The following is a 20,590-nucleotide window of genomic DNA, read 5'->3' as shown; positions in this document are numbered from 1 at the left end:
GTATTGATAAAAATGTATGAACTGGAGGGTCTCCTTTGATTTGTCCACATTGTCATAAAAATGGTTCCCGCGTGGTGGATAGCCGGCCTAGCGACGACGGCATGTGCATCAGACGGCGGCGTGAATGCATTCACTGTGGCTTTCGTTTTACCACTTTTGAACGTTTTGAGGAAAGCCCGCTCTTAGTGATTAAGAAAGACGGGACCCGCCAGGAATTTGATCGTAAGAAGATTTTGAATGGTCTGATCCGGTCAGCAGAAAAGCGGCCAGTCAGTATGGACCAGTTGACGGCGATTACCGACCACGTTGAAAACAAAGTTCGCAGTTTGGGCGAAAACGAGGTCTCCAGCCAACTCATTGGTAAATACGTGATGAAAGAACTGAAGGGCGTTGACGAAATTTCCTACATCCGCTTTGCCAGTGTTTACCGTCAGTTCAAGGACGTGGACGCCTTTATGAACGAGATTAAGTCGATGATTGGCAACGATAAGAAGCAAGGTGGGCATAATGACTGAGCAAGTTGCATTAAGTCCACACACCAATTATGTCGTTTGTGCCGCACCTGATTTCGCGTCGTTTAACCTGCAAACGCTGATTGATTTCTACCAACCCATTATGAGTCCCCACACTTTGGGGCTTTTTTTGGCATTAAGGGGACAACTGACACCAAATCCATTAGTCACAAATGCCCAGCCGTTATCATCACTACTTCTGCAGGTTAACGCCGGTTGGCAGCAGGCTAAAGAGGGCCTTAGTCAACTGGAGGGTTTGCGTCTTCTGAAAAGCTTTCGAGATGCAAAGGACGATGTGCTGTTCTTAGAGCTGCAGCGGACCTTGACACCTGCCGAATTCATTCATGACGATCTCTTGAGTGTCCTGTGCCTGCAAATGGTGGGTGCCGAGCACTTTAAACAGTTAAGCCAGCAAGCTTTGCAGTATCAACTGGATCTCTCCAATTATGAAAACATCACCCATTCATTTTTCGATGTGTTTAAGCTGGATCAGAACAGCCAGACAATCAATGATCCATTGATCCAAAACGCGCGTGATTCGCTGACCAAGCTGGTTGATCACCGGGTGGACAAAAAGCAGCTGCCAGCTGATGACTTTGATTTTCACTTTCTGGCCCAGCAACTGGCTGACCAGGGTGTTTCGAAGCAAGAGCTGCAAAAACACAAACAGCTGATTTTGACTGAGCACCTGGTATACGGGCTAGACGAACTGAGTCTGGCTAAACTAATTGCCCGGGCCGTTGACTTGGTTTCGGGCAAGTTAGATCCACAACAGTTTAAGTACTTAGTCCGGGCACAGGCCAATTCGAGTGTGCCAAAATCCGAACCCAGTCAGACGGATTCGACCCCGTCAACCGCGCCATCTCAAGCGACAGACGATTTGTCCGACCAGGAACGGTCCTTGGTTGCGACTTGTGAACGAATGCGGCCGATTGACTTCTTAGCCCAGTTGAAGCAGCAAACGGGGAGTGGTTATATCAGTCCAGCCGAGAAGAATACGGTGGAAAGGCTGGTCAGCAACCTCAATCCCGCTGCGGTAAACGTTTTGATCTGGTATATAATTGGAGAACGAGGGAATGCTAGCTTGAGCGCCAACTTTGCGGATGCAATTGCCAACAACTGGCTGCAGCAGGGCGTGAAGGATGCTTCCAGCGCGTTGAAGGCCGCCAAGAATTACCAGCAGAACCGGCAAAGCTTGAAGCGGCCACATAAGACCTATTACAAGAAAAAAGCCGTTCATGAGCAGTTGCCAAAATGGGCTCAACCAGGATACAAAGAACAAAATGAAGAGGCCAGTCCCGAACAGGCTGCTGCTATGCGGCGCCTGTTAGAGAAGGGTGAACAGGCAAGTCATGACTCAGGCAAGCGAGGTGAGAACAATGAAAGCAGTAAATGATTTTTGGCAGGATCAGCAACAGGGCAGTCAGCTGAAGCAGTTGATGGCGGAAGTTTTCCAGGACCCGGACGTCAAAAAGTTTTTAGCCGACCACCAAGACGATTTGACTCAAGAAGCAATCCAGCGGGGCCAATCTAAGCTGTATGAATATGTTCACCAGAAGAACATCATCAAACAGGGTGGTATCAGTGTGGCTCCCGGTTACACACCCAAGTTGGTCTATGCAGCCCACCAGATTGATGTTTCATATGTTCCCACCAAAGAACACCTTGCCAAACAGGCGGCCCAGGAGCTTCACGATCGGGTATCCACAATGGACATGCCGAAAAACATTCGTGAGGCTAATTTCCACGACTTCTGGTTGGAAGGCAAAAACAGCTCGCCAAGTCGGACCGCTGCCTTTGGTAAACTGGTTTCCTTTAGTCAGGAGTACGATGGTTCTCACTTCATGCCAGGTTATTACCTGACTGGGAAATTTGGTGTCGGCAAGACCTATCTCTTAGGGGCTCTTGCCAATGCCTTAGCGCAACGTGGGATCAAGAGTACCTTGGTCCATTTCCCGACCTTTGCCGTCAAGATGAAGAGTGCCATCAGCAGCAATACGACTGACCAGTTGCGTGACCAGGTCAAGTCGGCACCAGTCTTAATGCTGGATGATATCGGTGCTGACACTTTGTCGCCATGGCTGCGTGACGAAGTGTTGGGGGTCATTTTGGAATACCGGATGCAAGAAGAGTTGCCAACCTTCTTCTCATCTAATTTCACTATGGCTGAGTTGACGGCCCACCTGGCACAAGATAACAATGGTGGTTCCGAACCACTGAAAGCCCAACGCATTATGGAAAGAGTCCGTTTCTTATCACGAGAATTAGTGATTTCTGGTAAAAACTTGCGGGTGAAGGAATAATTTGCCTGCTTGCTTGACATTAAGCGATAAAGCTTGTAATCTATATAAATGTTGAAAGAAAAGCAGAAGCACCCGCTTCTCGCCTTGGTGACTAGAGTGACCGGGCTGACGAGTAGAAATTTAGTCGAGTGATCGACGTTAGCGGGGTGTGGTTTGCACCCCGCTTTTTTGCTTCTTCTTTCGTTATCAAATTGGAGGTGTATTGCCATAGCTCAGGGAATGAATGTCAACAACGGTATTCGCGCACGGGAAGTTCGTTTGATCGACCAGAACGGCGAACAACTCGGGATCAAGTCCAAGCGGGAAGCATTGCAATTAGCTGAAGATGCTGGCCTCGATCTGGTATTGGTAGCACCAAAGGCTCGTCCTGCGGTTGCCCGGATCATGGACTACGGAAAGTATCGTTTTCAGATGCAGAAGAAGGAACGTGAAGCTCGTAAGAATCAAAAGACGCAAGCAGTTAAGGAAATCCGCTTGAGTCCGACGATTGATACCAACGACTTCAACGTCAAGTTAAATCGGGTTCGTAAGTTTATTGCCAAGGGCGATAAGGTTCGGGTTTCTTTGCGCTTCCGTGGTCGTGCCATTACCCACAAGGATATCGGTCGAGACATGATCGAACGTATGGCTGAAGAAACTAAGGACATTGCTAGTGTTGTTCAACGTCCTAAGATGGAAGGTCGCAGCATGTTCTTAACGCTCGCCCCAATTACTGATAAGGCAAAAAATTAAAGAAGGTAGGGAATACTTATGCCAAAGATGAAGACTAATCGCGCTGCTGCAAAGCGTTTTAAGCGTACTGCCAAGGGTGGATTTAAGAGTGGTAACTCATTCACTAGCCACCGTTTCCACGGTAAGACCAAGAAACAGCGTCGTCAATTACGTGGATTAAGCATGATGGACAAGACTAACAAGAAGCGTTTCAAGAAGATGCTTCCTTACGCTTAATATCTGAATTGAAGAATTAATTCGAAAAAATAGGAGGAAACCACTATGCGAGTTAAGGGTGGAACAGTTACGCGCGCTCGTCGTAAGCGCATCATGAAATTAGCAAAGGGTTACACGATGTCCAAGCACCGTCTTTTCAAGACTGCTAAGGACCAAGTGATGAAGAGTGGTACTTACGCCTTCCGTGATCGTAAGGTTAACAAGCGTAAGTTCCGTGAATTATGGATCGCACGGATCAACGCCGGTGCACGTATGAACGACATCAGCTACAGCAAGTTGATGCACGGTCTGAAGTTGGCTAACATCGACATCAACCGTAAGATGCTGGCTGACCTGGCTGTTAACGATGCAGATGCTTTCAAGGCAATCGTTGACCAAGCTAAGCAGGCATTGAACTAAGCTTGTGATTTAACATAATGAAAAGACCTCCTGGTGTTTGGACTATCCGGACTCTAGGAGGTCTTTGCTTACTCTGGATTGATCAAAATAATGGTTCGGGAAGGTTGATTGAACCATTTATATAATTGAACCGCCAAAAGACTGTCGGTATAATTGAAAACAAAAAGGATAAAACGAGGTAACGTTTTGTTAGAATCATTTAAACCAACCTGGATGGTAAAAACGGTGTATGACCTTTCACCGGCACAATTAAAAGCAGAAGGGATTCGTGCAGTCTTTTCTGACTTGGATAACACTTTGATTGCTTGGAACAATCCTGACGGCACTCCTGAATTGCATCAGTGGATGGATGAGCTCCATCGTTTTGGGATTCCTTTAATCGTCATCTCTAACAACAGTGCCGATCGGGTTGGTCGGGCTGTAGAACCACTCCACCTGCCTTTTGTTGCACGGTCATTAAAGCCATTGAGCTGGGGAATCAACAATGCCCGCAAGCGTTTGGGCCTGAATAAACACGAGGTGGTCATGGTTGGTGACCAATTGATGACGGACGTAATGGCTGCTCACCGGGCAGGCGTGCGGAGTGTGCTTGTTAAACCCATCATTTCGACGGATAAGTGGGTTACCTGGCCAAACCGGTTCATGGGTAACATGATCATGAAAGAATTGCAGCGTCGTTATCCCGATATGAAGTGGCAGGAGGAATTGCATGGATAATCAAGAAGAATTGCGGTGTATTGGTTGTGGAGCAGTCATCCAGTCGACTGACCCTGAGAAGGCCGGCTACACGCCCCAGTCGGCGATCAAGAAGGGGATGGCAAACGATGAACTATATTGTCAGCGTTGTTTCCGTCTCCGTCACTACAACGAAATTGCGCCCGTCTCTTTGAGCGATGACGACTTCCTGCGCTTACTAAGCCAGATCCGCGATACCAAAGCCTTGATTGTCTACGTAGTCGATATCTTCGACTTAAACGGGTCGCTGATCCCTGGATTGCACCGTTTTGTGGGTGACAACCCGGTACTGTTAGTCGGCAATAAAGAGGATATCCTGCCGCGGTCTTTGCACCGGACCCGGTTAACGGATTGGATGCGGCAGCAGGTCAACCAAGCAGGTATCCGGCCGATTGCAACCACTTTGGTTTCGGCTAAGAAGAATCACCAGATTGAACACCTGCTAGACCTGATTGAGAAGTACCGGCAGAATCGCGATGTCTATGTTGTCGGGGTCACCAACGTTGGTAAGTCGACGTTGATCAACCAGATTATTGCCTTGAGAACGGGTGTCAAAGACTTGATCACGACTTCCCGTTTTCCTGGGACGACTTTGGACAAGATTGAAATCCCGCTGGACGATGGTCACCAACTGATTGATACGCCCGGAATTATTCACGAGCACCAAATGGCCCACGTACTGCCAGCCAAAGATCTGAAGCTGGTATCACCACAGAAGGAATTGAAGCCTAAGACCTACCAGCTGGATGACTCACAAACAATCTTCCTGGGCGGCCTTGGCCGGTTTGATTACTTGAACGGACCACATGCCGGTTTTGTGGCTTACTTTGACAACAATTTGAAGCTGCACCGGACTAAGTTAGCGAATGCTGATCACTTCTACCAGAAACATCTGGGTGATTTGCTGACGCCGCCAAGCAAAGATGAGCTGGATAAGATTCCAGCACTGAAACGGTATGAATTCACTACTGAGCATAAGAGTGACTTGGTATTTGAAGGGCTGGGCTGGATTACAGTACCGGCAAAAGTCACGGTCGCTGGTTGGGCACCGGACGGAGTGTCAGTCTTGTTAAGAAGAGCAATGATTTAAGGAGCAATGAATATGCAATTACGTGGCAAACAGAAGCGGTTTTTACGTGCTCATGCCAACAAACTGCAGCCAATTTTTGCGGTGGGCAAGAATGGCCTGTCGCCAGTTTGGCTGGAACAGTTGACGGGGGCACTGGACCGCAGAGAATTGATTAAGATCAACATTCTGCAGAACGCGGATGTTTCCGTTGCAGAGGTTAAGCAATATATTGAAGATAATTCTGAGATTCAGGTTGTGCAGACGATCGGCCGGGTCTTGGTTTTGTTTAAGCCTTCCAAGAAGACAGAGCTGCGTGACCTATCACGACGCGTAGCCAAATTGTAGGTCGAGGCAGTGAGTATGGTGAAGTCAGCATACCGGACAACCCCACAATTACAGTTTCAGCGGGTCACGACCCTGCCGCACCGCCGCGTTGGCTTGTATGGCGGCACCTTTAATCCGGTTCACAATGGGCACCTGCTAGTGGCAGATCAAGTTGGCAAGGCTCTGTGTCTGGACCGGGTCTACCTGATGCCGGATATGCAGCCGCCGCATGTTGATCATAAGGGAGCCTTGGCGGCCAAATACCGGGTGGCCATGCTTAAGCTCGCAATTGCGGACAACCCGTTTTTGGGGCTGGAGTTGGCCGAAATTAACCGTGGCGGGGTGAGTTATACCTACGACACCATGGTTGAACTAAAGAAGAAGCACCCCGAAATTGACTACTACTTCATTATCGGCGGTGACATGGTCGATTACCTGCCAAAGTGGCACCGGATCAACGACCTGTTGAAGCTGGTCAATTTTGTCGGTGTGCGGCGTCCCGGAGCCAATAACCACAGTGAGTATCCAGTGATCTGGGTGGACACGCCACAAGTTGACTTCTCATCCAGTGACATTCGCCAACGGATCAAAGACGGCCGGTCGATTAAGTACATGGTTCCGGATGCCGTTGAGGATTACATTAAGGAGCATCAATTGTATCGTGACTGATAACATTCAATATCATGAACATTTAATTCCACTGACCCGTGAGCAATTGTTGAATAAGCTCGATAATGCCTTATCAGCTGGGCGTTTTGCCCATGTTCAACGGGTCGAAAAGGTAGCGATGGACATGGCCAAGCGTTTTGGCGCTGACGTTGAAGCTGCTAGTATCGCCGGCTTGTGTCATGACTACGCTAAGCAGCGTCCAGACGAGGACTTCATCGCCGTCATTAAGCAGAAGAAGCTTGATCCGGAATTGTTGAACTATGGCAACGCAATTTGGCATGGCGTTGTTGGCGCTGAAATGGTCAAGGATGAACTGGGTGTCCAGTCGGAAGACATTTTGGACGCCATCCGCCAGCACACGGTTGGTGGCACTTACATGACCAAGCTGGCACAAATCATCTATATGGCTGATTATATCGAGCCCGCCCGTGACTTTGAGGGGGTCGACCGTGCCCGTGAATTGTGTCAGAGCAACCTGGGAGCAGCCGTTGCTTATCAGACGAAACACACACTGGAATATTTGATTGAAAACAACCAGCCAGTCTACCCGCAGACGTTATTGACCTATAACGCTTGGGTACCACAGTACAGAAAGGATCTTTAATTGATGGATAGCAAACAAGTATTGGAAATGGTAGTTAAGGCCGCTGATGGCCGCCGTGCCGAAGACATTGTGGCACTGAAGGTGGATCAACTGAGTCCAATGGCCGATTACTTTGTGGTCATGACCGGTGGTTCTAACCGGCAAGTACAGGCCATTGTTAATGCCATCGTGGAAAAGGCCCACGAAGAAGGCGTCAACATTGGAAGCGTTGAAGGCAAGCGGGAAGCACGTTGGGTCCTGATCGACTTAGGTGACGTGGTCGTTCACGTTTTCCGGGACGAAACCCGTCACTTCTACAACCTGGAAAAGCTGTGGTCAGCGGCTCCATTGGCCAAGATTGATCAATGGGTTAAAGATTAGATGATCTACCAATCATTTGCGCAATTCTATGATCAACTGTTTGACAGTGATCTTTACGAGCGCTGGCGGACTTATGTGAAACAACATTGTGCGAAAAATACCCGCCAGGTGCTGGATTTGGCCGGTGGTGCTGGACGACTGGGTGTGCTTTTGGCCCAAGATGGCTATCAAGTAACCGACCTGGATTTTTCCGAAGACATGCTGACACTGGCCCAAGCGCACGCCGCGGATGCCGGGGTGGATTTGCAGCTTATCTGTGCGGATATGACGGATTTGACGGGTCTTCCACAATATGACCTGGTGACCTGTTTCGCCGACTCGCTGAACTACTTAGACGATCTCAGTGACGTTCAGCAAACCCTGGTGGAGGTCTACAAGCATCTGAAGGCCAATGGTAAGCTCCTGTTTGATATGATTACGCCTTACCAAACGGATGTCGTCTACCCAGGTTACATGTATAACTACGAAGATGAGGATTATGAGCGCGCCTTGATGTGGTCGAGTTATGCAAACGACGATGTGGACCACGGGGTGATTCATGACCTGACTTTCTTCTACCGTCAACAGGATGGCAGTTACCGTCGGGGTGGCGAGACCCACTTTGAACGCGCCTATGAACTGGCGGATGTGGTTCACGCAGTGCAGGCAGCGGGTTTTAGACGGCCAGTCATTACGAGTGACTTTGGCAATGGACAGGTAGACGACCAAACGACGCGTTGGTTTTTTGAATGCCAAAAGGAGGACAAATGAAAGCGGTCGGGTTAATAGCCGAATACAATCCCTTCCATAACGGTCATTTGTACCACCTGCAGCTCGCCAAAAAGATTACGCATGCTGACGCGGTCGTGGTCGTAATGAGCGGCGACTTTACCCAGCGGGGTGAGCCGACCGTGCTGGATAAATGGCAGCGGACTCGGATGGCGCTTGCAAATGGGGCCGATCTGGTGGTGGAGCTGCCACTGGTTCACGCTGTACAACCGGCCGACCGCTTTGCAAAGGGAGCACTGGTGATCTTACATGACTTAGGTGTCAGTGATCTGGTCTTCGGTGCTGAACACCCCGATTGGGATTTCCCCCAGCTGGTAGAAGCCGAAAAAAAGTTTCAACAGGCGGCCTTCCAAAATTATGACCAAACCTATGCTACTCAGTTTAATCAACAGCTTGAGGCGACGACCGGCCACAGTCTGCGCGATCCCAACGACATTTTGGCCTTTAGCTACTACAAAGAGGTCCTGCAGGCTGGTTGGTCAATGTGCTTGCACCCCATTAAACGGCGGGGTAGTGATTATCATGACCTGCAAATTACGGGTCAGATTGCCAGTGCCAGTGCCATTCGAGCGGCTTTGGAGGCAGGAAAGACCGAGCAGGCTAAGTCGGCGGTGCCGTCTGCCAGTTGGCCCTGCTTACAGGACTTGCATGACCTGCCTAGTGTTGAGCGTTTGTTCCCAATCTTGCGTAACCACTTGATTCAGGCACCCGTTGAAGAGTTAGCCCAGACCTATTCGATGGCAGAAGGACTGGAGAATCGCTTGAAACAAGCCGCTGATCAAAGCTTGGACTTTACGACGCTGATGAAGAAGGCTAAGACGAAACGTTACACCTATGCCCATCTCTTGCGGCTGTTTCTGTATTTGGATTTGGAAGCCAGTCAAAAGCAGGTTGAGTGGACGATGCAGCATCCATATATCCGTCTACTGGGCTTCAATAAAAAGGGACAGGCATACCTGCACCAGGTTAAGAAAAAACTGTCGCTGCCATTGATTACCAAGGTTGACCAGACGCTGCATCATGGCTTGTTAGACTTGGATTTTCGGGCAGGCAAGCTTTATCAGAACTTCACAAAAGATGAACAGGACTTGAAACGTGCACCGATTATGGACCTGTCAAGTAAAGACCGTTGACATTCCCCATGCGGTTGAGTATAATTAGGCACGTTGCAATTAGGAGGCTAGTACTATGAAATGGTCGTTGTCGGAACTACACCGTTACTCACGGGAACCACTTCATATTGATAGTACTTTTGATCTGAAAGCACCTTTAATGGCTCGTTTTCCAGAAACCATTCTGGATGCAACGGGCGTGCGTGTGCAAGGAGACGTCACTTACCATGATGGCGATGCGACGATGGTTGTATCTGTCCACACTAAGCTGACGGTTCCTTCAACACGTTCGTTGACGGAGGTAGAATTACCGCTCGACTTTGACTTCGTTGAAAATTACACGGCTGATCCTGATCACCGTGCTTTATACGATGATGACGAGCTGGTCTTTGTCATGGATAATGATCAAGCACTGATCGATTTTGACAATGCACTGGTGGAAAACATTTACGAGCAGATTCCTACCAAAGTTCTTTCTGCAGAGGAAAAGTCTGGACATCATTTTCCGGCTGGCAAGGGCTGGCAGGTGATTGACGAACAGGCACATACCAAGCAGAAAAATCAAAGTGTTGATCCACGTCTCGCTAAACTCAAACAATTATTTCCTGATCAGGATGACCACAATTAGCGAACGGTTAAAAACCACTAGTGGATAATTTATTTTTAAGGAGGTGTCAAACATGGCTGTACCAGCACGGAAGACATCAAAGACCCGTAAGCGTAACCGTCGGGGGCACATCAAATTGGCTGTTCCTGGCTTAGCACCATGCCCAAACTGTGGTGAACTGCGCAAGTCACACATGGTTTGCCCAAACTGTGGTTACTACGATGGTAAGGAAGTTATTTCCAAGAGTAATAACTAATTATCATAATATTTTAAAAAGCTTTCCTTTAGGCGCCGGACCTGGGAAAGCTTTTTTTATTTTTTCATCAGTTCCCAATGAAATTTTTATGATAAACTAGGAATGATTTACTAATAAAGTTAAAAAATGAAAGGTGAACGCGAATGAGTCGGATTTTGGTTATTGAAGATGAAGAGAACCTGGCCCGTTTTGTGGAGCTCGAACTGAAACACGAGGGATATGAAACGGATGTAGAGCTGGATGGTCGTGCTGGATTGGAAGCAGCATTAATCCAGGACTTTGATGTAATTCTGCTGGACCTGATGTTGCCAGAACTGAACGGGATTGAAGTTGCTCGTCGGGTTCGTGAAGTCAAGGACACACCGATCATCATCATGACGGCACGTGATTCAGTGATCGACCGGGTTTCCGGCTTAGACCACGGTGCGGATGATTACATCGTTAAGCCGTTTGCAATTGAAGAGCTGCTGGCCCGGGTCCGGGCATTGTTGCGGCGGATCAACATTGAAGATGGCAACAACACCACTCATCAAACGACGGTTACATACAAGGACCTCACCATCGAAAAGGAGAACCGGGTTGTCCGTCGTGGCGACGAAACGATTAACCTGACCAAGCGGGAATACGAATTATTGTTGATTTTGATGGAAAACATCAATGTGGTTATGTCACGTAAGGAACTGCTCAGCAAGGTTTGGGGATACGATTCCAAAGTGGAAACGAACGTGGTTGATGTCTACATCCGTTACTTGCGGAATAAGATTGACCGTCCTGGTGAAAAGAGTTACATCCAGACTGTCCGGGGTACCGGCTACGTTATTCGTTCCTAATGTCTTGATTAATAGAAGGGTTCCTTATGCCAGAAACAATAGCACAAAAACCAGCTAAGCGCTTCATGTCGTTGAAGCTCAAGTGGGCATTAGGCACCGCTGTCGGCACACTGCTGGTTTCGATTGTGGTCATTGTGGCCATTTTCAGCTTCTTTACTCATGATCTGCTCGACCAGGAACAGGACACGATGGATCATGAGATGACAGTGATCAGTCAGAAGCTTAAGGACATCAATGCCCCGTTGACCGAGGATAATGTCCACCAAGTTTTGGCAAAAGAAGCTTTCGCCAAGCCGGAACGAAAGGACAGTACTTCCGTCTACCACCGGCCGTTATTGCAAGGGTTGAGCAATTCTCGACTCAACTTCTTCGTCTATGATCGCTCCGGCAAAGAGGTCTTTGCTACCGGGAAAGCATTGCGACCGTTCGTTAATCCGCAACGCTCGGCCATCAGTTTGGTCCGGGGACCGCAGCACCGGATCATGTTTGGCCGGATGCCGATAGTCGACCATAAAGGCCAGCGGATCGGTTATCTGCAAGTTGAAGACCAGTTGAACAACTACCACAACCTGTATCACCGGTTACTGCTCGTGATGCTGATGGCTCTGTGCGTTGTCTTTGTCTTCAGTGGCTTGATTGGCTACTTCCTTTCATGGTTCCTGCTGCGTCCCATCAACGACCTGCAGTCCGCCATGGCAGTGGTTACCAAAGACCCAACCAAGGATGTACGGGTGCCTGAAACAGACCGGAACGATGAACTGAGTGAGATGTCGCATCTGTTCAACGAAATGCTGGATCAGACGCAACGTTACATCGATGCTCAATCGCAATTTGTCGGCGATGTGTCTCATGAATTGCGGACGCCAGTGGCCATCATTCAGGGGCATATGGAGATGCTCGACCGTTGGGGCAAGGATGACCCGAAGATCTTGAACGAATCCATCAAAGCCTCTCTGGCTGAAACCCAGCGGATGAATAACCTGGTCAAGGAAATGCTCGACCTGTCGCGGGCTGACCAGGCAAATCTGAATTACCACAATGCGACTACCAATGTCCGTGAAGTGGTACAGCAGGTCTTCAACGACTTCAAGATGCTGCACACGGACTTCGTGTTTATTTTGGATGACGATTTGAAGACTGACTTGCCGGTCAAGATTTACCGGGATCATTTGGAGCAAATCCTGGTCATCCTGTGTGACAACGCCGTCAAATATTCAACGGATCGTAAAGAGATTCACCTATCACTGTCACGCAACTTCGATTCAGCTGAAATCGGGGTACAGGACTTCGGTGAAGGGATTTCGGCCGATCAACTGGACCGTGTCTTCGATCGCTTCTACCGGGTCGACAAAGCACGGACTCGGAAACGTGGCGGTAACGGACTAGGCCTGTCGATCGCCAAACGCCTGATCGAAAACTACCATGGGACGATTACCGTGGAAAGTCAGGTTGGCTCCGGTTCACTCTTCAGGGTCACCATTCCAATTGCCAAAAAGCCTGATAATCAAAAATAAGTTAAAAGCCAGCACTGTTCATGATGAGCAGTGCTGGCTTTTTTTATCGACACTTTATCTATGCTCTGTTAGATGAGGACGCCGTTGATGTGGTCAACCTCATGCTGGACGATTTCGGCATAGAGGTCGCTGAGCTTTAAAATTCGTTTGTTAAAGTCTTGATCATAAAAGACCACCGTGATTTGACGAAAACGGGTCGTGGGGCGCTTGCCTTCAAGACTCAGGCAGCCTTCACTGGTTTCGTAGGGATCGGCATGCTGAATAATTTGCGGGTTATACATCAAGAGCGGTTGCGGCACGAAATCGATGACGATAATGGCTTTCAACTGGCCAATCATGTTGGCGGCCATGCCAATACAGTTTTGCCGGTGGGCCTGGAAGGTATCTAACAGGTCCTGGCCAACTTGACGATCGGCTTTACTGGCTGCACTGCTCTTTTGGGCGAGAAACATTGGGTCGTGTTCAATTGGACGGATCATAGTGAAACTCCTTTGGATTGATTAACTAGGCTCAATTATATAAAAACGCCAGCATTCAGACTAGTGAATACTGACGATTGAATAACGATTACTTTTGTGAATGATGGTGCTGCTTGCCAGCGTTGCGTTGCTTGCCAGCATTGCGCTGTTTACCGGCGTTACGTTGTGGCTTGTTTTGATGCTTTTCACTAGCCGGCTGCTTGCTTTGCAGCTGAGCAACATTTTCGACGTGTTGCTCTTCTTGGCTTTCTTGTTTAGGAGCTGCTACAACGACCGGCTTAACCGGGTGCTTTTTGGCTTCTTCCTTAATCTGCTTCTTGAGCCGTGGACGGTAGGCGTTGATCAGCCAAGTTTGCAAGATGGCGAAGATCCCACCGATGAAGAAGTAAAGTCCCAAACCGGCGGACGAAGACATACAGATGAAGAAGATCATCAACGGGCTGAAGATCATCATAGCCCGCATTTGTTTCTTCTGACTTTCCGGCAGGCCCACTAACGACAGCCAACTCTGAGCCAGGTAGGCAAGCAGGGACAAGATGGCTAAGACCATGCTAGGCTTCCCTAAGTGGATTCCCATGAAGGTGGCGTTGTACAGGTCGGGAGAGTAACGGATGGCGTCATACAAACCGGTAAAGATTGGCAATTGGATCAACAGTGGCAGGCAGCCGATCCCGCCCGTCATGCTGATGTTGTTATCCTTGTACAACCGCATCATTGCTTGGTTGGCAGCGGCTTGTTCTTCAGGAGTTTTGGCCTGTTTCAGTTGAGCTTGAATGGCCCGGATCTGTGGCTGAACCATGGCCATCTTTTCTTGCATCAGCGTGGTCTTCTTCATCTGGCTCATCATGACCGGCAGCAAAATCAGCCGCACAATAACAACGATGGCGATGATGGCCCAACCATAGTTATTACCAAGGTGGCGAGCAAGCATTTCCATTAGGTGCTGCATCGGGACCCCAAGGTAGGTGTTTATCCAACCATAGATGCCATGGGTCGGTGCTTTAGAGCTTAGCATTTCTTTGGATGAACACCCGCTTAAAGTCAGGGCAATCAGGCCCAAACTGGCGAGCGTTAGTCCTCTTTTTTTATTCATTGATTTAACTCATCCTTCTTCAAAAAGTGTCTGTTAAATAATACTCTAAAATCAGCTGAAAAGCTAGTAACACTACCAATCGGTGCTGATTTTGAAAGATGCATATTCACCCAGGTTGGCCGGGGTTACGTCGTAGTGTTCAATATGGCCGTATGGGGTGATGGAGTCATCCTTGATCGCCTGCAGAAACTTGTGCATGGCCTGACTAGGACCTTGGACGACAATGTAGACTTGGCCGTTGGGCAGGTTCTTGACGAAGCCGGTTAAACCCAATTTCTGTGCTAATTGGTAGGTCGACCAACGAAAGCCGACGCCCTGCACCATTCCGGAAACTTTAATGTGATAGTTGATCATGTTAACTCCCCCGAAAAGAATAAATTGACAATGGTATAATTAGCGCGACGAGGTGAACAGAATGAGAGAAAAAATCACTTCCATCCATAACCAACGCGTTAAGGATTGGAAAAAATTACAGACCAAAAAGGGCCGGAAAAAATCACACACTTACCTGCTTGATGGCTGGCATTTAGTTTTAGAAGCCAGTCACAGCCAGCAGAAATTATTGACGCTCATTGGCGTTGCTGATGAGTTGGATCGTCATGCAGACATTGTAGCACTGTTTGACCAGGTCTTCGAAGTCACACCGGCGATTATGAAGGATATCGTTGATTCCGAAACACCGCAAGGGATTGCCGCCGTGGTTGAATTGCCTAACGATCATGAATTGCCAGCCGATCGTCTGCACGGAGCCTGGCTGTTCTTAGACCGGATTCAGGATCCTGGTAACGTTGGCACCATGGTCCGGACGGCCGATGCGGCAGGATTCCGCGGTGTGGTGGCCAGCGACCAGACGGCGGATTTCTTTAACCCGAAAGTGGTCCGTTCCATGCAGGGAAGCCAGTTTCACCTAGACCTGGTTGCTGGTGATTTGAAGAAGTGGATTGCCGACTTCAAAGCTGCTGGTTTGCCGGTCTATGGTAGCGAATTGAATCCGCAAGCCAAGAACTTCAGAGACGTCACTCCAGGACCTGACTTTGCACTGATCATGGGTAACGAAGGCCATGGGATGGACCAGTCATTATTGCAGGAAACCACCGATAATCTCTACATCCCGATGCCGGGCCAGGCCGAATCTTTGAACGTGGCCGTGTCTGCCGGAATACTGATGTTCCAGCTAAACCAAGGTTGATTCACTTACATAATACAAGCAAAATAATTTCCTTTCGCTTTTACATACGGTAAAATAAAGGCAAAATAGGAAAGAGGCAGTGATTTAAATGCGGACAAAAGATGAATGGAAACACGATCCAGAATACCTGGCAATCGTGCAAGATTTGTTGGATCAGCCGGCAGTGCAGCGTCTGTCACAGTTTACGCAGCACCACCACTCTAATCGTTTGCAGCATTCGATTGCCGTTTCATACGACAGCTACCGGATTGCCAAGCGCATGCATTTAGATTACAAGAGCACTGCACGGGCCGGGCTTTTGCATGACCTGTTCTACTATGACTGGCGCAAGACCAAGTTTGACTTGGGCACCCACGCCTTTATTCACCCGCGGGTGGCCTTGCGGAATGCGGAAAAGATTACCAAGTTGAACGATAAGGAAAAAGATATTATCCTGAAGCATATGTTTGGTGCCACGTTAGCAGTGCCGAAGTACATGGAAAGTCTGATTGTCTCTTTAGTTGACGACTATGAAGCAGAACATGAATTCTTCTCGCCGTTCCGTAAGCATATCGAACAGAAGTTATTGAGTGAATCAACGAGTACTAATACAAAATTAAAGGGCTAAGCTTGGGGAGGTTTTTTGAATGGATCAAGTCAAAGAAAAACAGGTTAAGGACGATTTTTGTCTGTGTCCACGGTTTTCCAAGACTTTTTCAATTCTAGGAAAAAAGTGGAACGGATTGATCATTGAGGTCTTGCTCAATGAACCAACACAGCGTTTTAAGGACCTTGCTTCCCATATTGACGCTTGCAGTGACCGGGTTTTGTGTGAACGCTTAAAGGAACTGGAAGAAGACCAGATCATCCAGCGTAACACTTATGAGGGCCAAAGCCGGATCGACTATTCGCTGACGCCGCGTGGTCGTGAATTGGGGCCGGTAATGGCTGCCATCCATGAGTGGAGCGATAAATGGTGCAAGTGAGCTTGACCCACTGCTTTAAATTGTTATAATAAGACCAATTGAAAAACGCTTTGACGGAAACTAGTAGTTGGGAGTACCTGTCAGGGAAGGATGATGATGCACTGGAAGTCATCCCCAGTTAAGCCCAGCGAATTTCATTTCCAGAGCTGGTATTACCCCGGTTGATCGCCGTTATCAAATCGTCGAGTGTATGGCATTAGTCATAAACTAGGGTGGTACCGCGAAATAAACCTCGTCCCTTTTCGGACGGGGTTTTTTTTATTGCCACCCCACAAAGGAGGAACACCATGGGAATTAGAGAGAAACTTGAAGAGCTTCGTGATCAAGGACTTGCTGATATCCAAAAGACCGCGGACCTGGATAGCATTAACAAAATCCGGGTACGGCTGCTTGGTAAGAAGGGGCCCATCACGAATGTCTTGCGGGGTATGAAGGATTTGAGTGCCGAGGAACGGCCACAAGTTGGTAAATTTGCCAACCAAATCAAGCAGGACCTGCAAGCAAAGTTAGATGAAAAGAAGTCGCAGATTGAAGACGACTTGCTCCAGGCCAAGCTGCAGTCAGAAAAGATTGACGTGACCCTGCCGGGAACATCAGTTGCCCAAGGACAGCCGCACGTTATCCAACAGGTGATTGACCAGGTGGTTGATATCTTCACCGACATGGGTTACCAAGTGGCCGTTGGTGATGAAGTCGAAGAAGAAGAATACAACTTTGAAAAATTGAACCTGCCAAAAGACCACCCCGCACGGGACATGCAGGATACCTTCTACGTAACGCCATCCATTCTGATGCGGACGCAAACCTCCCCAATGCAAGCGCGGATGCTGGAAAAGCATGACTTCAGCAAGGGACCTTTGAAGATGATTTCCCCAGGTAAGGTTTACCGTCGTGACACCGATGATGCCACTCACAGTCATCAATTCCACCAAATTGAAGGAATGGTTGTTGGTAAGCACATCACGATGGCCGACTTGAAGGGGACGCTGGAACTGGTTGCCCAGAAGCTGTTTGGTGACCAGTTGCAGGTTCGTCTGCGGCCAAGCTACTTCCCATTCACTGAACCATCAGTCGAAGCGGATATCACCTGCTTTAATTGCATGGGTAAGGGTTGCCCAATCTGCAAGGGTACTGGCTGGATCGAAGTGCTGGGTGCTGGGATGACCCACCCGAACGTACTGAAGATGTCCGGTGTGGATCCAAACGTCTATGGCGGTTTTGCATTTGGGCTGGGCCCAGATCGTTTTGCCATGCTGAAATATGGGGTTGAAGATATTCGGGACTTCTACCTCAACGATGTTCGGTTCCTGAACCAATTTGATCAGAAAGGATAGGGTCACATGAAAGTATCATATCAATGGTTAAATGAATACCTGCCTCTGGCAAAGAATGGTATTAAGCCAGCGGCCTTAGCAGAAAAGCTGGCACGGACTTCCGTCGATATCAACGAAGTGTCCTCACCAAAAGACGGTTTGAAGAAGGTCGTCGTTGGTTTGGTTAAAGAATGCGTACCCCACCCGAATTCTGACCACCTCCACGTTTGTCAGGTTCAGGTCAGTGATGATGAGACGGTACAAATCGTTTGTGGTGCACCTAATGTGGCTGCCGGTGAGAAGGTTATTGTTGCCTTACACGGTGCCCGTATCGGCAATAACGTTAAGATTAAGCGCAGCAAGATGCGGGGCGAAGAATCCAACGGCATGCTGTGTGCCCTGCAAGAATTAGGGGTCAGCACCAGTGTGACGCCAAAGAGTGACGACGAAGGTATCTGGATCCTGCCTGACGACGCTAAGGTTGGTGAACCAGTCTGGCCATACGTTGGCATGGACGACACGATTATCGATACTGACGTGACGCCAAACCGTGGTGACATGTTGAGTATCTACGGCAATGTCAACGACCTGTCTGCCATTTACGACTTGAAGAAGAACTTCCGTCAACATGCTTTAGCAAGCGAAGACGGTGGTCCAGCCAGCGACAAGGTGAAGATCAGTGTTGCCGATGACAAGATCGCACCGGTTTACAAAATGCGGGTCATCGAAAACGTTAAAGTCGCTGACAGTCCATTGTGGTTGAAGGTTAAGCTGATGAACTCCGGTGTGCGGCCAATCAACAACGTGGTCGACATTACCAACTACATCCTGCTGAAGTATGGTCAGCCGCTGCACAGCTTTGACTATGACAAGCTGCCAAGTCATGACATCAATGTGCGTCACGCTCATGAAGGTGAAAAGCTGACCACCCTGGATGATGAAGAACGCGTCTTAAAGGCCAACGACATCGTGATTGCTGCTGGTGATACAGCCGTTGCCTTAGCCGGTACGATGGGTGGCAAGAGCACGATGGTCGACAACAACACCAAGACGGTTGCATTGGAAGCCGCCATCTTCGACCCAGTCATGGTGCGTAAACAGGCCCGTCGCTTAGACCTGCACAGCGAATCCTCCATGCGCTTCGAACGGGGCATTAACCCAGAAACGGTTGAAACGGCCTTGAACGAAGCAGCATACTGGTTGACTCAATTAGCCAATGGGACGGTGGACCAAGGCATTGTGGTCGGCAACCAGTCCGACTACCCAGCCAAGACCATTCAGATGTCAACGGCCAAGGTCAATGACACTCTGGGGACGGACCTCTCATTAGCAGACTTACTGGACATTTTCCGCCGGCTCGATTTTGCCACTGAAAAGATCGATGATGATCAGTTCAAAGTGGTTGTGCCGGCGCGGCGTTGGGACATCAGTATCCCAGCTGACCTGAACGAAGAAATTGCTCGTCTGTACGGCTACGACAAGATCCCATCGACGCTGCCAGTCATGACCCGGACTTTGGGTGGCCTGACTGACCGGCAACGGCGCCTGCGTGCTAGTCGTCACGTTCTGGAAGGTCTGGGCCTGGATCAAGCCATCTCTTATTCCTTGACGACGGTGGCTAAGGCTAAGCAGTTCATGGTTGAACCACAGGATGTTGAACCGATGGTATTGTCCTACCCAATGAGCAGTGATCACGTTGCCACGCGGATGAACATTGTTTCTGGCCTCTTGAACGACATTGCCTACAACCATGCCCGGAACGTCGATAATGTTGCCTTATATGAACAAGGACGCGTCTTCATCCCAGCTGGCGGCGAACGTCCACGCGAAGAGGAACACGTTGCCGGAGCGGTCACTGGCAGCCTTTATGCTGACAACTGGCATATGAAGGGCGACCAGATCGACTTCTTCCAGTTGAAGGGAATTGTTGAACAGTACCTGAAGAACTTCGCGGTCAACGGTAAAGTTGAATTTGTGGCTGACAGTTCACGGCCAGAAATGCACCCTGGCCGGACGGCAAACATTCTGCTGGACAATCAACAAGTTGGTTTCATTGGTGAAGTTCACCCACAAACGGCCAAAGAATACAAGATTCCAGAAACCTATGTCTTTGAACTGAATCTGGAAGCATTGTTGAAGGCTGACCGGCGTGACAAGCACTACGAAGCAATCAGCAAGTACCCATCCATCACGCGGGACATTGCCCTGTTAGTCGACAGCTCAGTCACGAATGCCGATGTGGTTAACGCCATCAATGAAAAGGGTGGAGCATTCTTAACCGATGTTCACTTATTCGATGTTTATGAAGGCAGCCACCTGCCAAAGGGTAAGAAGTCACTGGCCTACACGCTGACCTACCGAGATCAAAACGATACGCTGAAGGAAGAAACAGTCAATAAGGCCTTTGCTAAGGTTGAGGCTCATCTGACGGATGCATTGGGCGCAGAAATTCGTTAATTTTTACCCGGGGTATCTCTTAAATTAGATTAAACGATGGTCTCCAGCACTCTTTGACGGTGCTGGGGGCCTGTCGTTGTTAAA

26 protein-coding genes and 2 other annotated features are annotated in these 20,590 nt (G+C 48.9%); of the genes, 23 read left to right on the top strand and 3 right to left on the bottom strand.

Going from position 1 to position 20,590, the window contains the following annotated elements; translation table 11 throughout:
• Positions 1-35 precede the first annotated feature (35 nt).
• From nrdR to IV45_RS02935, 18 genes are all read left to right on the top strand, one after another.
• Positions 36-515, top strand: coding sequence for a transcriptional regulator NrdR (nrdR, locus tag IV45_RS03020; protein WP_057740595.1), 480 nt, complete (start codon positions 36-38; stop codon positions 513-515).
• Positions 508-1,908 carry a DnaD domain protein gene (locus IV45_RS03015; RefSeq protein ID WP_057740593.1) on the top strand — a complete coding sequence of 467 codons (1,401 nt, stop codon included), beginning with the start codon at positions 508-510 and terminating at the stop codon, positions 1,906-1,908. The genes nrdR and IV45_RS03015 overlap by 8 nt, the downstream gene beginning before the upstream one ends.
• Positions 1,892-2,815: a primosomal protein DnaI gene (dnaI, locus tag IV45_RS03010; protein ID WP_057740592.1), complete on the top strand. Its 924-nt coding sequence runs from the start codon at positions 1,892-1,894 to the stop codon at positions 2,813-2,815. Before IV45_RS03015 ends, dnaI begins: the two co-directional genes overlap by 17 nt.
• Positions 2,816-2,869: 54 nt before the next feature.
• Positions 2,870-2,992 (top strand) — a sequence feature (ribosomal protein L20 leader region).
• A gap of 42 nt (positions 2,993-3,034) precedes the next feature.
• A complete protein-coding gene (gene infC, locus IV45_RS03005) occupies positions 3,035-3,547 on the top strand; it encodes a translation initiation factor IF-3 (protein ID WP_057740590.1) in 513 nt (170 codons plus the stop codon).
• Between the two features lie 18 nt (positions 3,548-3,565).
• Positions 3,566-3,763: a 50S ribosomal protein L35 gene (rpmI, locus tag IV45_RS03000; RefSeq protein ID WP_057740588.1), complete on the top strand. Its 198-nt coding sequence runs from the start codon at positions 3,566-3,568 to the stop codon at positions 3,761-3,763.
• A 45-nt stretch (positions 3,764-3,808) separates the two neighbouring features.
• A complete protein-coding gene (rplT, locus tag IV45_RS02995) occupies positions 3,809-4,162 on the top strand; it encodes a 50S ribosomal protein L20 (RefSeq protein ID WP_057740586.1) in 354 nt (117 codons plus the stop codon).
• Positions 4,163-4,348: 186 nt separating this feature from the next.
• Positions 4,349-4,879: a YqeG family HAD IIIA-type phosphatase gene (locus IV45_RS02990; protein WP_057740583.1), complete on the top strand. Its 531-nt coding sequence runs from the start codon at positions 4,349-4,351 to the stop codon at positions 4,877-4,879.
• Positions 4,872-5,987, top strand: a complete 1,116-nt coding sequence (gene yqeH / locus IV45_RS02985; RefSeq protein WP_057740581.1) for a ribosome biogenesis GTPase YqeH — start codon at positions 4,872-4,874, stop codon at positions 5,985-5,987. The genes IV45_RS02990 and yqeH overlap by 8 nt, the downstream gene beginning before the upstream one ends.
• Before the next feature lie 12 nt (positions 5,988-5,999).
• The gene (gene yhbY, locus IV45_RS02980; protein WP_057740579.1) at positions 6,000-6,311 is read left to right on the top strand and encodes a ribosome assembly RNA-binding protein YhbY; all 312 of its coding nucleotides are present in this window, start codon (positions 6,000-6,002) and stop codon (positions 6,309-6,311) included.
• Between the two features lie 15 nt (positions 6,312-6,326).
• Positions 6,327-6,959, top strand: coding sequence for a nicotinate-nucleotide adenylyltransferase (locus tag IV45_RS02975; RefSeq protein WP_057740578.1), 633 nt, complete (start codon positions 6,327-6,329; stop codon positions 6,957-6,959).
• Positions 6,952-7,563, top strand: coding sequence for a bis(5'-nucleosyl)-tetraphosphatase (symmetrical) YqeK (gene yqeK / locus IV45_RS02970; protein ID WP_057740576.1), 612 nt, complete (start codon positions 6,952-6,954; stop codon positions 7,561-7,563). Before IV45_RS02975 ends, yqeK begins: the two co-directional genes overlap by 8 nt.
• A 3-nt stretch (positions 7,564-7,566) precedes the next feature.
• Positions 7,567-7,923, top strand: a complete 357-nt coding sequence (gene rsfS / locus IV45_RS02965; RefSeq protein WP_057740725.1) for a ribosome silencing factor — start codon at positions 7,567-7,569, stop codon at positions 7,921-7,923.
• A complete protein-coding gene (locus IV45_RS02960) occupies positions 7,924-8,673 on the top strand; it encodes a class I SAM-dependent DNA methyltransferase (RefSeq protein WP_057740574.1) in 750 nt (249 codons plus the stop codon).
• Positions 8,670-9,824 (top strand): nucleotidyltransferase, encoded by a 1,155-nt coding sequence (locus IV45_RS02955; RefSeq protein WP_057740573.1) that lies wholly within the window; start codon positions 8,670-8,672, stop codon positions 9,822-9,824. The genes IV45_RS02960 and IV45_RS02955 overlap by 4 nt, the downstream gene beginning before the upstream one ends.
• 55 nt (positions 9,825-9,879) lie before the next feature.
• Positions 9,880-10,431 carry a YceD family protein gene (locus tag IV45_RS02950; protein WP_057740571.1) on the top strand — a complete coding sequence of 184 codons (552 nt, stop codon included), beginning with the start codon at positions 9,880-9,882 and terminating at the stop codon, positions 10,429-10,431.
• Positions 10,432-10,483: 52 nt separating this feature from the next.
• A complete protein-coding gene (rpmF, locus tag IV45_RS02945) occupies positions 10,484-10,666 on the top strand; it encodes a 50S ribosomal protein L32 (protein ID WP_057740569.1) in 183 nt (60 codons plus the stop codon).
• A gap of 143 nt (positions 10,667-10,809) precedes the next feature.
• Positions 10,810-11,496: a response regulator transcription factor gene (locus IV45_RS02940; RefSeq protein ID WP_057740565.1), complete on the top strand. Its 687-nt coding sequence runs from the start codon at positions 10,810-10,812 to the stop codon at positions 11,494-11,496.
• Positions 11,497-11,522: 26 nt separating this feature from the next.
• Positions 11,523-13,010, top strand: coding sequence for a HAMP domain-containing sensor histidine kinase (locus IV45_RS02935; RefSeq protein ID WP_057740562.1), 1,488 nt, complete (start codon positions 11,523-11,525; stop codon positions 13,008-13,010).
• Positions 13,011-13,078: 68 nt separating this feature from the next.
• On the opposite strand, the gene IV45_RS02930 is transcribed toward IV45_RS02935, so the two are convergent.
• The 3 genes from IV45_RS02930 to IV45_RS02920 all read right to left on the bottom strand — a co-directional run bounded on the left by IV45_RS02930 (position 13,079) and on the right by IV45_RS02920 (position 14,936).
• Positions 13,079-13,489, bottom strand: a complete 411-nt coding sequence (locus tag IV45_RS02930) for a peptide deformylase (protein ID WP_057740560.1) — start codon at positions 13,487-13,489, stop codon at positions 13,079-13,081.
• Positions 13,490-13,577: 88 nt separating this feature from the next.
• A complete protein-coding gene (gene yidC / locus IV45_RS02925) occupies positions 13,578-14,582 on the bottom strand; it encodes a membrane protein insertase YidC (RefSeq protein ID WP_057740558.1) in 1,005 nt (334 codons plus the stop codon).
• Positions 14,583-14,654: 72 nt separating this feature from the next.
• Entirely contained in the window at positions 14,655-14,936 is a 282-nt protein-coding gene (locus IV45_RS02920) for an acylphosphatase (protein WP_057740556.1), read from the bottom strand.
• 61 nt (positions 14,937-14,997) lie between these two features.
• Here IV45_RS02920 and IV45_RS02915 point away from each other — a divergent pair, with 61 nt between their 5' ends.
• The 5 genes from IV45_RS02915 (at position 14,998) to pheT (ending at position 20,506) form a co-directional block, all read left to right on the top strand.
• Positions 14,998-15,771, top strand: a complete 774-nt coding sequence (locus IV45_RS02915) for a TrmH family RNA methyltransferase (protein ID WP_057740552.1) — start codon at positions 14,998-15,000, stop codon at positions 15,769-15,771.
• A gap of 88 nt (positions 15,772-15,859) precedes the next feature.
• Positions 15,860-16,378, top strand: coding sequence for an HD domain-containing protein (locus IV45_RS02910; RefSeq protein ID WP_057740550.1), 519 nt, complete (start codon positions 15,860-15,862; stop codon positions 16,376-16,378).
• 19 nt (positions 16,379-16,397) lie between these two features.
• Positions 16,398-16,736: a winged helix-turn-helix transcriptional regulator gene (locus tag IV45_RS02905; RefSeq protein WP_057740549.1), complete on the top strand. Its 339-nt coding sequence runs from the start codon at positions 16,398-16,400 to the stop codon at positions 16,734-16,736.
• 41 nt (positions 16,737-16,777) lie between these two features.
• Positions 16,778-16,979: a binding site (T-box leader), on the top strand.
• Positions 16,980-17,023: 44 nt separating this feature from the next.
• On the top strand, positions 17,024-18,070 hold the full coding sequence (pheS, locus tag IV45_RS02900) for a phenylalanine--tRNA ligase subunit alpha (RefSeq protein ID WP_057740547.1): 1,047 nt from the start codon (positions 17,024-17,026) through the stop codon (positions 18,068-18,070).
• A gap of 6 nt (positions 18,071-18,076) precedes the next feature.
• A complete protein-coding gene (gene pheT / locus IV45_RS02895) occupies positions 18,077-20,506 on the top strand; it encodes a phenylalanine--tRNA ligase subunit beta (protein ID WP_057740546.1) in 2,430 nt (809 codons plus the stop codon).
• The last annotated feature ends 84 nt before the right edge of the window (positions 20,507-20,590 follow it).

Origin of the sequence: Limosilactobacillus secaliphilus, from assembly GCF_001437055.1 — a bacterium.
GTDB classification, from domain to species: domain Bacteria; phylum Bacillota; class Bacilli; order Lactobacillales; family Lactobacillaceae; genus Limosilactobacillus; species Limosilactobacillus secaliphilus.
Note: the sequence above shows the minus strand (reverse complement) of the source record. Positions and strands in the feature narration are given on the sequence as shown.